The following is a 14,339-nucleotide window of genomic DNA, read 5'->3' on the forward strand; positions in this document are numbered from 1 at the left end:
CCCCGGCTCCGGCCCCGGCAGAAGCGCCCCCTCCTGCAACAGAGTAATTCCTGAAGGAACCCACACCTTGCAGCTAGTTGTGGCGAAACACCCGATGGGGCTGTTCACAGGGTTGTCCCTGATCAGTCCTTGCTCAAAAACAGTGGTGTGAGGGGGCGATTCTACGGAATGATGATTTTAGGAATAGGACTTATGCAGTTGGACGATTTCTCACAGGTGCAGCCCGCGAGAAGTCGTCCAAAACCCAGAAGACTGATCGCAAGTGCGTAAGTCTGGAGGAATCTGAAATTCTGAAATATTTGGAGCTTAGGGTTATGGTGCTGTTGATGGATGTAGCCGCAGGCGGCGGTTTTCCGGTTTGGTTTACGGTGGTCTACGTGGTGGGGTTTATTGCGGCCGTCACCATCGGTTCAATCGCCTGGTATAACTCGAAGCGGCCGCCGGGTTGGGAAGCCAAGGAGCGCCCAGACATCGTTCCGAAGATTGACGAAGACTCCAAGTAGATGCGGAAAAGGTAAAGGATTGCTTAGAAGGATTGCTTGGAAGGATGGCTGAGTTCGATCGGACATCCGATAAAAAAATCCAATAAAAAATCCAATAAAAACGGGATACAACGGTATCACCGTTATACCCCACTGCATAGTAGCTGCTCCAGGGAAAGGCGGAAGGGCCAGATCTCAACTCAGGATTGCCCGCTGGAGGGCTTTTCTCTGCTGCGGCGAGAGGGAAGCGACTAGTTCCCGAACCGTAGCCGTGTCTAGTTCCTGATTGTCTCCTCTAAGCAGCGCCAGGAAGGAGTCTGGCAAATGGTCGGCAATCCCTGGGAGCGGCGGCTCTAGGGCTTCGTCGGCCTCTGGGTGGCGGCATACGCCTGTGTCGCAGTTCAGCCCTAGCTCGTGCCAGATCAGGGTTGGCACGGCGTTGCCCCGTCGTCCTGCGTATTCCTGATTTAGTACATGAGTTTCCAGGTAGGCTTTGGGCGATTCGTAGCACGACTGGGCGCGGGCATGGGGAATCGTGAACCCACCAAACGCCTTGCGATATTCTTCTGAGTCGAGCAGGGTCGAAATTAGCCCTGCTGCGCCCTGTCGGGCCAGAACGTTGCCATAGTGCTGCATTTCTTCATGGTTGAGGAGTGCCCGCCCCAAGAAATGCTTCAGACAGCGCTCTATAAATTTGTAGTTAGACGTGTTGAAGTAAAAGGCGTTGAGATATACCTCGGACTGTCCCAGTTCGCGCAGAAACCGCCGTACCCCGATCCGGTTGGCCAGAAAGTCCTTTTCCAACCGTCCCAAGATTCGCCGTTCATAGCTGTAGGGCTGGCGTTCGAGGACTTGCCGATAGATTTGCTGGAGGGCGGCTTCGCGCTCGGTCTGAGAGGAATTGGGATGAATCGAAATGGGTGTGTATTGCATATCGACCTCTGGAATGACCGCTAGACGTAGGCTAGGCGTGGGATTGTAGCGCTAGAACAACGCTATCCAAGTACGGAGAAATGAGCGTGTTGGCGGCGGGCGAGAGGTTGGCGGCGATCGCCTCCTGGAGATAGCGATAGGCCGTGGCGCAGTGGCTATGGCGCTTGTGGGCCATCAGGATGGTGTCGAGCCAAGACATCATCTGCTCTTTGAAAAAGGTCTCGTCATCGCGCAGCACCGAGAGGGCAATGTAGCGCACGACTTCGGTCATGTCGTATAAACAGCGCTGTCCATGCTGCTGGATTAGCTCTGGATGCACCTGCGCCAGCTTCTTGAGCGCCTGGTGAATCATTGGCGTGCTGCGATCGCGCAATTGCTGATATGCATCTAGCCGGGTCTGATAGCTTTGCACGTAGGCACTCAGGATTTGCAGTCCTTGCTGATCCAGATAAGTGCCATCAGCGTTTCGCAAACTTCGGTCTAGGGTGTGGCTAAGGGTGAGCATAGGACAAAGACCATGCGATGGAGACGAGTGGGAAAAGGCGGATGGCGATCGCCCTGCACCCTCTCAACCGCTGCGGCGCTGAGCAACTTGCCATCCTTAGGATCAGACTGCCCACTCCGCAAAACAGCCCCCCACAAAGATGTATTTCTTAATACATCCTGGGGCGGGTTCAACGGTTTGGGGGCGGGATTGCTCTGGAAATCTGAATGCGGGTCTGGTTTGCCAATGCGCGACTGGGAGAGCCGGAGAGCGGTTCGATCGTGCCGTATTTCGATCGCGCCGTATGATGAGGGGTGTAAAGCAATCAACCCCAGTCATCGATGTTCAATCAGAGTACACCGGAACTAACGCCGGTGGAGTTTGAAGTGCTGACCCTATTGCCGACTGGCGAAGTGGGCGATCGCCGCACGGGTCGAGCCAAGCTCTGGAAAGAATCTCTGGCTGCGGGCGTAGCGCTGGAGATGGTGATCTTGCCAGGGGGCCCGTTTACGATGGGCGCACCCAGAGAAGAGGAGGGCTGGCATCCCTCGCAAGGCCCCCAGCGATCGGTTACGCTGCGGCCTTTTTCCTTGAGCAAATATCCCGTGACCCAGGCCCAGTGGCGAGCAGTGGCGGCGCTGCCTATGGTGGGGCGATCGCTCGACCCAGACCCCGCCCATTTCAAAGGCGATCACCATCCGGTGGAACAGGTGTCATGGCTGGAGGCGGTGGAATTTTGCGATCGCCTCACCGCGCACACGGGCCGTCCCTACCGCTTGCCCAGCGAGGCCGAGTGGGAATACGCCTGTCGCGGCGGCACAGAGACCCCCTTTCACGTCGGCGAAACCCTCACCACCGACCTGGCAAATTACTCCGGGGTGGACTGGGAGTATCAGGGGCGACTGTGCAACCGGGGCAGCTACGGGCAGGGGCCCCAGGGCGAAGACCGCCGCGAGACCGTGCCTGTGGGCTATTTTGCCCATGCCAATGCCTTTGGACTCTGCGACCTGCATGGCAATGTGCGTGAGTGGTGTCAGGATAGCTGGCATGACACCTATGCCGATGCGCCGACAGACGGAACCGCGTGGGAAACGGGCGGCGACCCCAAACGGCGCATACTGCGGGGCGGCTCCTGGAACGTGGGGCCCCGCAGTTGTCGGTCTGCTTTTCGGTCGCGGGCTGAGGGCGATCGCGGCCTGTATGACATTGGCTTTCGGGTCGCCTGTGGCTGGGACGGATTTGCTTGAGGTTTTCCTGAGGTTTTCCTGAGCTTCTACATCCCGGCAAGTCGCAAGCCTATGCGGGATACGGCTGCCGCAAAAAGTTGAGCAGTTCGCGATTGACTGTCTGGGGCACTTCCTGCTGAATCCAGTGGCCACAGTCGGCGATGCGAGTCAGGCGCAGCGGTGCTTTGACCAGCGCATCCAGGTTTTCCAAAAGAGATTGGCCCAGGAAATGGTCATCTTCGCCCCAGAGGACGAGGGTGGGCACGGTGACGGGCAGGGGCGATCGCCCCCATTCGCGCATCAGTCGTCGGGGCGACAGCAGTTGTCGATAGTAATTGATCGCTGCCGTCAGCACGCCCGGTTTCTCTAGCGCCGCCTGATAAATGTCCATATCTCGACGGCTAAAGGCTCCCTTTCGGACGCAGAATTCCTGCATGGCCGTCGTCACAAAGTTTCGCAGATTTTGGCGAATTAGCCATTCCGGCAGCCCCGGCACCTGAAACGCTAGCATATACCAACTCCGCCGCAGTTGGTCTAGATTGCTCGACATCTCCTGCATCAAACGGTGGGGATGGGGCGCGTTTAGAATCGCCAGCCGATGCAGCCGCTGGGGAACGGTCTGCGCCAAGTGCCAGGCGATCGCCCCGCCCCAGTCGTGCCCAACGATATGCGCCTTTAGATAGCCCAAGTTCTCAATAATGCCTTGGATGTCGGCGCTGAGGGTATCCAGGTCGTAGCCCGCGCTGGGCTTGTCGGAATCGTTGTAGCCGCGCAGATCCGGCACGACGACTTTGAAATGTTTTGCCAGCGCTGGAATTTGGTGCCGCCAGGAATACCAGAACTCAGGAAATCCGTGCAGCAAGACCACTAGTTCGCCCTCTCCCTGCGTCACGCAGTGCAGACGAATGCGGTTTGTTTCAATAAAGCAGTGCTGCCAGCCATTGGTTTCGGGCGATCGCGGAGAGGAAAAATCGAGGGTCATGGAACGCTGCGTAGCGGAGATTACAAAAAGTACCTATTTTTTTTAATTTTATGTCTGGAGGCGGAGGATGGGCCGACCGTGAATTTTCCCAGCCCTTCTTTAAGATTGGCAAACCTCTAAAAAGCGTTCCGTTTTGACGGGTTATTGCTACATTGAATAGTCATTACGCAGCCATTCCGCTTTACGCCAGTCGTCATCAGTCGTCATTTTGATTTCGCCATGTCTCAACCCACGTCTGCCCAGTCCCCTGCGCTAGAATCCCTGAATTCTCAAGAGCTTGCCGATCGAGAATCGAGGGCGATCGCCACGACTCGCGTTTCCGGCGCGTCGAGCGTCGCAACGGAGGCCGACCGCTTTTCCATCGAGCAATATGCCGACCAACTGATGGACGATCTGTTTAGCGACTTGAATGAAGCGCTAGAGCAGGGCAGACTCGTTTCGACGGAACTACCGGAAGAACTAGCCGCCAGCCGCACTCCCACCCCGGTCAGCGTCACGGATGTCACGATTCCGCCTGTGCTGGCCACCATCTCCCAGGCACAGCGGCAAGACGGCTCAACCCACGCGCCCGATGCTGGCGTGACCCGCGATCCAACCTTTGTGCCAGAGCTAAACCCAGAACCCGCGCTGATTCCTCAGTTTGAGCAGAAGTTTGAGCAGAGTTCTGGGCAGAGTTCTGGGCAGGTGGCCGTGGACAGCAGCCCGGAGGATGAGTTGGTCGCCGCAGCGCTCATGCCAAGACCCACTGGCGTAAAGCACAAATCGCTGGATGGGCTGCTGGCGCTGTTGGTCTGCGGATCTCTGGCGGCGGCCGTGGCGCTGTGGTATGGAATGCAGGGGCGCTGGCAGCAGGCGAATGCTCCCGACACGGCTGGCTCATCTGAGGTCGCCACCCAGCCAGCCTCGCCCGAAAACCGCGAATTTTTGGACTACATTCAGCGATCGCTCAAGGTATTGGAACAACGGTCGGCCCGTCGTCAAGCGGAAACCGCTGGCACAGAGGGCAACTTGCCGAGCGTGGCGGTGGCGGGCAATCCAGCCGCGACCAACTCAGCCCCCACCGACCCGCTGATTGTCCCGGTTTACCGGCCGCCCGCAGACATGGCGCTTCCCGGTCGCAGCGGCGGCAACAGTAGTGGCAACAGTGGCGGCAATAGTGGTGGCAACAGTGGTGGCAATGGATTCCCCAGTTTGCCAGGGTTCAACCTGCCGGGGCGATCGCCCGCCGTTTCCACCGTCCCGCTGCCCACAACTGCGCCCGCCGCCCCATCTGCTGCCTCATCGACCGACAGCGCGACCGATACACCCGCCGCCGCCCCCAATATCGCCGCCGTCTCGACCCATACCCTTGTCGGCATCCTAGAACTCAGCGATCCGGCCCGTTCCGCTGCCCTGTTTGAAATCAACGGCACGACCCATCGCGTGCAGGTGGGCGAACCGATTGGGGCTAGCGGCTGGACGCTCGTTTCCGTGAAGGGCAATGAGGTGATGGTGCGGCGCAACGGCGATGTGCGATCCATCTACACTGGACAGCAGTTCTGATCCCTTGATAGGGTTTGGGTGCGGTGTTTTGATACCGAAGGCCTGCTGTTTGCAAAATCGCTGCACGAGATCCCGGTGCGAAATCCCGGTGCGAAATCCCGGTGCGAAATCCCGGTGCAAAATCGCTGCACGAGATCACAGTGCGAGATTACAGTGCGAAATCACAGTGCGAAATCACAGTGCGAAATCCCGGTGCGATCGCCCCAACCCTGCCCTATCCGCTCCATAGGAGTGTTCCATGAGCCTTTTTGACGACCTCAGCACGTTTCTAGAAGCCCGCCTAGACGAGTTTTTGCGCGATAACCCGCACCTAGAACTCCAAGCCATCGAGGACAACCTGCGGGATCAGGAAGAAGAAGCGATTCGCTTACTAGGTGACTTGCGGCTCAAGGAAAGTCGGCTCCAGCAAGAAATCTTGAACACGGCTCAGGAAGTGCAACTCTGGCACGCCCGCGTCGAAAAAGCGAAGGAAAAGGGGCGCATGGATCTGGCCCAGCCCGCCGAAGAACACGAAGCCACGCTGCTGCGCCAGGGAAATCAGCTTTGGGGACAAATGGAAGCCCTGCGCCAGCGGATTCAGGAAACCATCGACCTCCAGCGACAGATTCAGCAAAAGCGCAAGGAAGTATCAGCCCAGGCAGCCCAGGCAAGAGCCACCCGCACCACAACCTCGGTTGACCAACAGTGGCAAACTGCTGGCTGGCAAAACTACAACGCCTCCACCCCCGGTTCGCCCTCTCCCCAAGACCTGGAAAAAGCCTTTCGCCAATGGGAGATGGATGAAGAAATCGAAGAGTTGAAACGAAATATGGGCAAGGGCTAAACTGCTGAAATCAGAATCTTAACACGTAAAAAAGTGAATATTTGGGCTGAGTCGTTTGATTCGCAGCCTAAACTGGAATCTACGGAGCGCTAGATGCCATGCCAGTGAATCTTCCTGCTATTCCTGCCAAGTTCCGCCTCCGCACAGCGCTCGTGGTTCCCTTTGTGTTGGAAATTGCAGCAGCGGTTGGGCTGGTGGGCTACCTGTCGTTTTTGGCGGCACGGCGGGCCGTGAATGACCTGGCCTCCCAGCTTCGCACGGGCCTCTCTTCCCAGATTGAGCGCGAGCTAGAGAGCTACTTTACAGCGCCGCACGACATCAATCAGCTCAATGCGGCCGCGTTTACTCAGGGCAGCCTGGATTTCCAAAATCCCCAAAACATTGCCCAAATGCACCAGCAGGTGAGAATTTCGCCCTATATTTTTGGCACCTATTGCGGCACAGAGCAAGGGGAATTTCTGGGGGCAGGGCGCTCGGAGGTCGGCAGTAAGGAGATTCGGCTCTGGCTGACCAATATGGCTACGCGGGGTCGTTTTCTTTCCTATGAGCTAGATAGTCGGGGAAATCGTCTGGCTTTCCTCACGGAGGATGGGGAATACGATCCGCGATCGCGCCCCTGGTATCAGGATGCACTCAAGACAAGAGGGGCTGTTTGGAGCGAGATCTATTTAGACTTTGCAACTTTCTTGCCCGTGTTGACGGCTAGCCTTCCGGTATACAGCGAGGAGGGAACGGTTCTGGGGGTCTGCGCCACCGATGTGCAGCTTCCGGTAGAGTTTCGCCAGTTTCTCTCTAGCCTGAGAATTGGCAAAACGGGTAAGGCATTTGTGCTAGATCGGAAAGGGCAAATTCTCTCTAGCTCGACCGAGGAACCGCTGACGGTTGGTAAAGGCGACGAGACGCTGCTGCTGCAAGCCGTGGACAGCAGTGAGCCGCTGATTCGAGAAACGGCGCGTTTTTTGCGGCAAGAGTTTGGCGACTTTAAGGAAATCCAGCAGCCGCAGCAGCTTGATTTTTCTGTGCATGGACAGCGGCAGTTTGTGCAGGTGTTGCCGTTTCAAGACGGACGGGGGCTGGACTGGCTGATTATCATCGCGGTTCCCGAAGCAGACTTTATGGACGATATCCATACTACTACTCGAAACGCGATTTGGCTGGCGCTGGGGTCGCTGGGACTGGCGATCGCCCTGGGCATCCTCACCGCCCGCTGGGTCACAAAACCCATCCAGCGAATCTCGCAGGCCTCCAATGAAGTTGCAGAAGGCGCACTCTCCCAGCACATTGCGCCCAGCGCTCTGCTAGAGCTAGATCAGCTCGCCACATCGTTTAACAGCATGGCGGATCAACTCAAGGCTTCATTCACCACTTTGGAACAAAAGAATGAGGAATTGCGGATTACTGAAGAAAACTATCGCAGCATTTTTGAAAACGCCCTAGAGGGGATTTTTCAATCTTCTCCCACAGGACAGTTTCTAAAAGTGAACCCAGCGATGGCGGCAATTTATGGCTACGACTCTCCATCCGAAATGGTGAACTCTGTCACCAATATTCCAGAACAAACCTATGTCGATATTCGCGATAGTCAGCGCTTTTATCAGTTAATGAAATCTAACGGGCAGGTAAAAGGATTGGAGTATCAGGTCTATCGCAAAGACGGCAGCATTATCTGGATCGAAGAAGATGCGCGAGCCGTCTACGATAGCCAGGGCAAGCTGCTCTACTATGAAGGAATTATTCAAGACATTACGGAACGTCGCCTGCGGGAAGAAGCATTGAAGAAGCAACTGGAAGAATTGCAAATCGAAATCGACCAGAGCAAACGAGTGCAGGAAGTGAACTCAATTACCCAGAGCAGCTATTTTCAAGAGATTCAGGAAGAGTTAGCCCAGGTCGATATTGAAGAATTTTGGAAGTGATGGGAATGTGATCTAAAAAGCAGCTATGCAAGCCGTTGGGTAAATGCAAGCCGTTGAGTAAATAGAGTGGCATGAATACTCCAGCCCATGTCGTGCTGAATTTATTGTGTTTAGGTCGGCGAGACGAGGGGCCATTCATTGCGCCGGTCATCCTTGGAGCAATCTTGCCGGACGCGCCCATGTTTGTCTTTTATTTTGTAGAGAAGGTGCTGCGAAACACGCCGGAATCGATTATCTGGTCAAAATCTTATTTTGAACCCCACTGGCAAAATTTTATTGATTTGTTTAACTCAGTACCGCTGATTTTGGTGGGGTTGCTGGTTTCACTGTGGGGGCGATCGCCCTTTGGCACACTCCTCTTTGCGAGCATGTTGCTGCATATCGCGGGCGATTTACCGCTGCACAACGACGATGCCCATCGCCATTTTTTCCCGTTTTCCGACTGGCGGTTTCACAGCCCGGTTTCTTACTGGAACCCGCGCTACTATGGCAACTTGGTCAGCGTGATCGAAATTTCAGCCGTGATGATCAGCAGTTTCCTCTTGTTCAACGGCTATGAAACCTGGCTGGGCAGAGGGGCGATCGCCACTACAGGCTTACTTTATCTTGCCTATTTTGGATATATCTTCGCAGTGTGGATGTAGCACTTTTGGGATGCGACCTGGAATGCGATCGCGCAGCAAGCTGGAACGCCAAACCGAATTCAACTTTCACTCGGTTTTCCCTTCGTTGATTACAACATCTTCATAGAGTGCAGCAATCGTATCGGTAAAGTTGAGACTTGCTAAATGGAACGTCTCGGTGTCTGGCGTGTAGTATTGCAGCACCCATAGCCCAGCTTCATTGCGACGAAAGCACTCGACCCGCTGGTGGCGCGTGTTAATCAGAACATATTCTTCCAGGCTTTCCAACAGTTGATAATCTGCAAACTTATCGCCCCGATCAAACGCTTCGGTAGAGTCTGATAACACCTCCACAATCAGCCTGGGAAACTGCTTAAAGGTCTCATTTTGCTGATCGCGAGGATCGCAGGTCACCATCACGTCGGGATAGTAATAACAATTTCGCGCTTCGATGCGAGCCTTCATATCGGAAATGAAAACCCGACAACCCGTCCCGCGCACGTGCCCCCGTAATAGCGCAAAAATATTTCCTGCAATCGTTACATGGGCATCGTTCGCACCTGCAATAGCATATATTTCGCCATCTCGATACTCGTGTTTGATCGCGCTTTGGGCTTCGAGTTGGAGATATTCTTCAGGGCTGATGAACTGGGGTGAGGCAATCATAGGGCTTGTTCTAGAACGCTGCGGAAGGAGTGTTGGGGGGCTACTGCAAGGTAAATGGAGGTTGGCTGGAGGGTTGAGCCTGCGGCTTTGGGACTAGAAGTTTTGGATTAACGAATGCTGGCTGCATCGAGTTTCGGCGAAGATGGAGCCGAGCGATCGCCCGCTTTTTTCTTCAGTTTGGCTCAGTTTGGCAAATTTGGACTGAAGCCCTGGCTTAATCCTGATGGGATCAACGCCTAGTAACTAAATTCCACGATGAAACTGGTTGCACCGTCTCGACTGTCAACGCGAATCGTCGCCCCCAACCGCTCCACCAGTTTCTTAACCAGTGCTAGCCCTAGCCCCGTGCCGCCCTGATGCCAAACGTCGTGATCAGGAATGCGGTGAAACTTTTCAAAAATGCGATCGCACTCTGCCGCGGGAATTTCTACTCCTGTGTTGCGAACACAAATCCGCAGCCCATCAGACGTAGACTGTACAGAAAGAGTAATGTACTCTCCAGCGGGGGTGTACTTGCAGGCATTGTTCAGCAATTCGCCGAGAATACGCTCTAGATACGATAGATCGCTGGAAAAAGCGGGAAGCGACTCTTCAATCTGAATCTCTAGCTGCTGCTGCTGATTTCTAGCCCGCTCCACATAGGGTTCTGCGATGTAGGGGATAAAAAACTGAAGCGGAATCATGCTGATATTCAGCGGATCGGTGCCTGCTTCTATGCGGGCCATCTCTAGCAAATTGTTAATTAGCCGAATTTCGCGCTGGCTCTCGTCTTGCAGCACTCGAAAGTAGCGCTTCACGATTCCTGCTTCGTCTGCGAACACACCCAGGGGTTCCAGATTCACCTCCAGCAGTTGGATCGCCATGAGGATATTAGACATGGGCGATCGCATTTCATGAGACACCGTGTTCAGCAGATCGTCCTTGAGCCGATTTAGCTCCTCCAGTTCATGCAGTTGAAGCTGAGCAGCTTGGTAGAGGCGAGACTGGCGGAGGGCGATCGCGCAGTGATTAGCCACCTGCTGCACCAGCCGATCCTCCACCTCGCTGAAGGTTTGCTCAGCCGGACGAAAGAGCCACAAATCGCCAAGAATGCCCTGATCGTCATAAATCGGACGCGCCAAAATCGCCCAACGCCCCGCCCCATATCGAGGGCACGCAGGCAAATAACAGCAAAACGGGCCAGAGTTCCCCTGCGCGATCGCCGCATACATTGTCGCCGATTCGATGGTTAAATTCTCGACCCTAGAACACGGTGCAGCCCCATCCTGGTGATACTCATAGTCAATCGTTACCTGCGTTTGCGCCGCATTGTAAAGCCCGGCATTGCACCCCACCAGCGCCAGCCCTGCTCCTAATTCCTGCACCGCCGTTTGCAAAATCTGCGCCTCATCCAGGCTATCGCGCACCCGATCTGTAATTCGCTTGAGCAGCGCCTCAAACTTGAGCGCCTGTTCTAGCTGGGCCGTGCGCTGCTGCACCAGATTTTCCAGCCGAGCATTCAGGGCTTCTAGCTCCGTCTGCTTCTGCTCTAGGGCGGCCCGGGTTTGCTCTAGCGCGGCGTTGGCCTGGATTTGAGCTTGCATGGCAGTTTCGGCATCGCGGCGGGCTTGCAGCAGTGCCTCTTCATATTCGCTCCGCTGCTGGATCGGAATCAGAACGCACTCATTTAGCACTTCCCCCTCACGCTGATGGCGGGTCGCATTCACCAGCATCGGCAGGCTTTCCCCCGTTCTAGAGCGAACTGGAAGATAGATTTCTTCAACCTTGCCTTGCAGCTTGAGCAGCGGAAAAAAATGAGTTTGGTAGAAAATGCGGCTAGCGGTTGGCAGCAAGGCTTCTAGGCGCTGCCCTTTCACCTCGTCCAGACCGCATTGCAGCAGTTCCAGCAGGGTAGCATTCGTCAGGGTGATTGTGCCGTCGTCGGTGAATGCCAGGAAACCGCATGGCGCGGTGTCCAGTAATTCATCTAGATGGCAGGCACACCGTTCGACAGGTGATGCGGTCTGCGGTTCATTTTGGGGTTTATTGTGCGGCTCTGATGACATGAGCGGCGGAAAGATAATCTTGGATTAGCTGGATGGTTTCGTCGGGATGGCTCATGTGGGGACAGTGACCCGTTGCCTGCATGAGCTTGAGGGTGCTGTGGGGGAGATGGCGATGGAGATAGTGGCCGACTTCTGTAGGGGCGATCGCATCTTCGGCACACTGCAAGATCAGCGAAGGTACGGTCATGTCAGCCAGAATCCCCCGATAATCCGATAAAAACGTTGCCTCGGCAAAGCGCCGTGCAATCACTGGGTCTGTTGAGCAAAAGCTCTCTTCCAGTTCCTTGGAGAGTGAGGGACGCTGTTCGTTTTTCATGATAACGGGAGCCAAAAAGCTGGCCCATCCGAGATAATTCTTATCCATCAGATCCAGCAATCCCAGAATATCCTCTCGCTCAAAACCGCCATAGTAGGCGGGCGAATCGTTGAGGTAGCAGGGCGACGGCCCCACCAGGATGAGCCGCTCAAACCGCTGGGGGGCTTGCATCGCCGCCAGCATTCCAATCACGCTGCTCACCGAATGCCCTACAAACACGACATTCTGTAGATCCAGCGCTTCACAAATCTCTAAGACATCCTGAGCATAGCCCTCCAAGCTGCTGTAGCGCTCTGGGTCGTAGGCTCGCAAGTCCGACTTGCCCGACCCCACATAGTCAATTGATAGTCGGCAGCGAAGGCTGGCGTAACGAGTCGCCACATATTTTGGTCGCAGCCAAAGCCGTGGGCAAACAGCATCGGCTGAGTGCCCTGTCCTGAAACGGTGACATTGTTGCGAGTAAGGATGGATTGGGAACGCTGGTGGGAAAGTTGGGGGTCGGCGGGAGAATCGTTTGGTATCAGTTGGTTTGTCTGTTGGTTTGTCATTTTTGAAATGGGTAGTTGAAATGGGTAGCTGGTGATAGACCGATTCTTTATTCTTTAAGGTCGATTTTCGTAAGCCTAGCAGTGCAGCCTGTATCTATATCAAGTCTTGAGTGATAGAGATTCTAAATCTCTTCGGGCTAATCGCGTCTGAAAAATTTAATAGAGCGAAAGCAATCGGGAACCCTTTCTACACTCCTCTTCTACACTCCCTAGATTAGGTGCCTATGAGTCCTACTCCGGATCTTCCCCATGCCTCAAGTCTCTCTAGCGCCGCCCTCCGGTCTGGTCGGGGGGCGATCGCCCTCCACTCGACAACGCCCCAACAGCAAGCCCTCTACGACCGACTGCAAGCCTTTTCGCTCGACCAGCCCGGTGCAGCGCTCAGCTTTAGCCAGCGTCTTGCCCGCGACAATCGCTGGTCTCTGGACTATGCCCAGCGAGTGATTGAGGAATACAAAAAGTTTGCGTTTCTGGCAGTCTGCGCGGGGCATCCTGTTACCCCTTCAGACCAAGTAGACCAGGCGTGGCATCAACACCTCACCTACAGCCGCTCCTACTGGGAGGTGTTTTGTCCCCAGGTGTTGCAAACGCCGCTGCACCACGAACCGACCCAGGGCGGACAGACAGAACACCACAAGTTTAATGACTGGTATCGCAAAACCTTGCAAAGTTACGAAGCCTGGTTTGGGGAAGCGCCGCCCGCAGACATCTGGCCCGAGCCAAGCCTGCGATTTGGGCGAGATTTGCAATTCCGCCGGATCAATATGCAGCAGCATTGGGTGTTGCCTCGACCAGACTGGGTGGGTCAGTGGAGGGCCTTCTGGCGGGCTATCCGGCTATCTCCCGCGAGCCTGGGCGGGCTGGTGGTGCTGGCGTTTGGTGTGACAAGCTGCACGGCGATCGCCCCCTTTCCCAACCCGCTGGATCTTCGCGGGCCAGAGTTTTTGCAGTTCTATCTCTTTACGCTGAGCAGCACACTGCTGGTGGCATGGGCGCTGCGCCAGTGGCTCCGACAACCCAGCAACAGGACGGAAACGTCGCTGCCAAAGCTCGATCCTTACGAAGTCGCTTATCTGGTCAATGGGGCTAATCAGGTCATTGATACGGCGATTGTCAACATGGCGCGATCGCAGCCCCCTGCCATCGAGGTTCAGGAAAAGTTCTTAGTGCCACTGGTTGCGCCAGAGTCGTTGCAGCACTCGCTAGAGCGGGCGATTCTGGAAAGCATGCATGGATCAAAAGCCACTGTGGACAGCATCCGTCGGCATACCGTTACAGTGCGAGCAGTCGAAACCTTGCGATCGCGCCTACAGGAGCTTGGACTGGCTCTGTCGTCCGCCCAGGCTGCCAAAGCGCGACTCTACCCTACGCTGCTGCTGCTGTTGCCGCTGTTGCTGGGCATTGCCAAAGTGCTGGTCGGCCTTTCGCGGGGGCGGCCCGTTGGGTTTCTGCTGATGATGATTGTGGTGTGGCTGGCTGTTATCGCAATATTCCAACTGCCGCCTCTATCGAGTCGGTATGGCGATCGCGCTTTGCAACAGATCCGAGCGACTCACCAATCCGCCATGACGCTCCGCACCCGCGACCTCAGCGCCATGCAGCAAACTCAATTGCTGTTCCTCATTGCCCTAGCCGGAACCACCGCACTGCGCGGTAAAGAGTTTGCCAGCTTACGGGCTGCACTCTCTCCTGTTTCCAGAACCGGAAGTGGCAGTGGATATTCGTCTTCTTGGGGGAGCGATGGCTGGAGTGG

Annotated in this window: 14 protein-coding genes; 8 read left to right on the plus strand and 6 right to left on the minus strand. The window is 55.5% G+C overall.

All coding sequences use genetic code 11. The features are described from left to right. Nucleotides 1–314: 314 nt before the first annotated feature. A complete protein-coding gene (locus IGS51_RS18155; RefSeq protein WP_297080192.1) occupies nt 315–503 on the plus strand; it encodes a hypothetical protein in 189 nt (62 codons plus the stop codon). Nucleotides 504–677: 174 nt separating this feature from the next. Here IGS51_RS18155 and IGS51_RS18160 read toward each other — a convergent pair whose 3' ends face one another. Both IGS51_RS18160 and IGS51_RS18165 read right to left on the minus strand, forming a co-directional pair. Then, nucleotides 678–1,415 (minus strand): phycobilisome rod-core linker polypeptide, encoded by a 738-nt coding sequence (locus tag IGS51_RS18160; protein WP_297080193.1) that lies wholly within the window; start codon nt 1,413–1,415, stop codon nt 678–680. Nucleotides 1,416–1,446: 31 nt separating this feature from the next. Continuing rightward, the gene (locus tag IGS51_RS18165) at nt 1,447–1,920 is read right to left on the minus strand and encodes a phycobilisome protein (RefSeq protein ID WP_297080194.1); all 474 of its coding nucleotides are present in this window, start codon (nt 1,918–1,920) and stop codon (nt 1,447–1,449) included. 320 nt (nt 1,921–2,240) lie between these two features. On the opposite strand from IGS51_RS18165, the gene IGS51_RS18170 reads away from it, so the two are divergent. Beyond that, nucleotides 2,241–3,146, plus strand: coding sequence for a formylglycine-generating enzyme family protein (locus tag IGS51_RS18170; protein ID WP_297080195.1), 906 nt, complete (start codon nt 2,241–2,243; stop codon nt 3,144–3,146). A 49-nt stretch (nt 3,147–3,195) separates the two neighbouring features. Here the strand turns inward: IGS51_RS18170 and IGS51_RS18175 are convergent, their stop codons facing one another. Then, nucleotides 3,196–4,107 (minus strand): alpha/beta hydrolase, encoded by a 912-nt coding sequence (locus IGS51_RS18175; protein ID WP_297080196.1) that lies wholly within the window; start codon nt 4,105–4,107, stop codon nt 3,196–3,198. 219 nt (nt 4,108–4,326) lie between these two features. Here IGS51_RS18175 and IGS51_RS18180 point away from each other — a divergent pair, with 219 nt between their 5' ends. The 4 genes from IGS51_RS18180 to IGS51_RS18195 all read left to right on the plus strand — a co-directional run bounded on the left by IGS51_RS18180 (nt 4,327) and on the right by IGS51_RS18195 (nt 9,032). Then, the gene (locus IGS51_RS18180; RefSeq protein WP_297080197.1) at nt 4,327–5,649 is read left to right on the plus strand and encodes a hypothetical protein; all 1,323 of its coding nucleotides are present in this window, start codon (nt 4,327–4,329) and stop codon (nt 5,647–5,649) included. Nucleotides 5,650–5,887: 238 nt separating this feature from the next. Then, complete coding sequence (locus IGS51_RS18185) at nt 5,888–6,472, plus strand: TIGR04376 family protein (RefSeq protein ID WP_297080198.1); 585 nt, start codon at nt 5,888–5,890, stop codon at nt 6,470–6,472. A gap of 98 nt (nt 6,473–6,570) precedes the next feature. Continuing rightward, nucleotides 6,571–8,388 carry a cache domain-containing protein gene (locus IGS51_RS18190; RefSeq protein WP_297080199.1) on the plus strand — a complete coding sequence of 606 codons (1,818 nt, stop codon included), beginning with the start codon at nt 6,571–6,573 and terminating at the stop codon, nt 8,386–8,388. Nucleotides 8,389–8,459: 71 nt separating this feature from the next. Then, complete coding sequence (locus IGS51_RS18195) at nt 8,460–9,032, plus strand: hypothetical protein (RefSeq protein ID WP_297080200.1); 573 nt, start codon at nt 8,460–8,462, stop codon at nt 9,030–9,032. Between the two features lie 66 nt (nt 9,033–9,098). Here IGS51_RS18195 and IGS51_RS18200 read toward each other — a convergent pair whose 3' ends face one another. Then, entirely contained in the window at nt 9,099–9,677 is a 579-nt protein-coding gene (locus tag IGS51_RS18200; protein WP_297080201.1) for a Uma2 family endonuclease, read from the minus strand. 114 nt (nt 9,678–9,791) lie between these two features. On the opposite strand from IGS51_RS18200, the gene IGS51_RS18205 reads away from it, so the two are divergent. Continuing rightward, nucleotides 9,792–9,917, plus strand: coding sequence for a hypothetical protein (locus IGS51_RS18205; protein ID WP_297080202.1), 126 nt, complete (start codon nt 9,792–9,794; stop codon nt 9,915–9,917). Here IGS51_RS18205 and IGS51_RS18210 read toward each other — a convergent pair. Together IGS51_RS18210 and IGS51_RS18215 are read right to left on the minus strand one after the other, a co-directional pair. Continuing rightward, nucleotides 9,914–11,722 carry an ATP-binding protein gene (locus IGS51_RS18210; protein ID WP_297080203.1) on the minus strand — a complete coding sequence of 603 codons (1,809 nt, stop codon included), beginning with the start codon at nt 11,720–11,722 and terminating at the stop codon, nt 9,914–9,916. The genes IGS51_RS18205 and IGS51_RS18210 overlap by 4 nt on opposite strands. Further along, the gene (locus tag IGS51_RS18215) at nt 11,700–12,419 is read right to left on the minus strand and encodes an alpha/beta fold hydrolase (RefSeq protein ID WP_367279370.1); all 720 of its coding nucleotides are present in this window, start codon (nt 12,417–12,419) and stop codon (nt 11,700–11,702) included. Before IGS51_RS18215 ends, IGS51_RS18210 begins: the two co-directional genes overlap by 23 nt. A gap of 391 nt (nt 12,420–12,810) precedes the next feature. On the opposite strand from IGS51_RS18215, the gene IGS51_RS18220 reads away from it, so the two are divergent. After that, a partial coding sequence (locus IGS51_RS18220) for a TIGR04222 domain-containing membrane protein (RefSeq protein WP_297080204.1) occupies nt 12,811–14,339 on the plus strand: 1,529 nt, incomplete at its 3' end.

It is taken from the genome of Thermoleptolyngbya sp. M55_K2018_002 (genome assembly GCF_015295965.1).
In the GTDB taxonomy this organism is placed as follows: Bacteria; Cyanobacteriota; Cyanobacteriia; order Elainellales; family Elainellaceae; genus Thermoleptolyngbya; species Thermoleptolyngbya sichuanensis.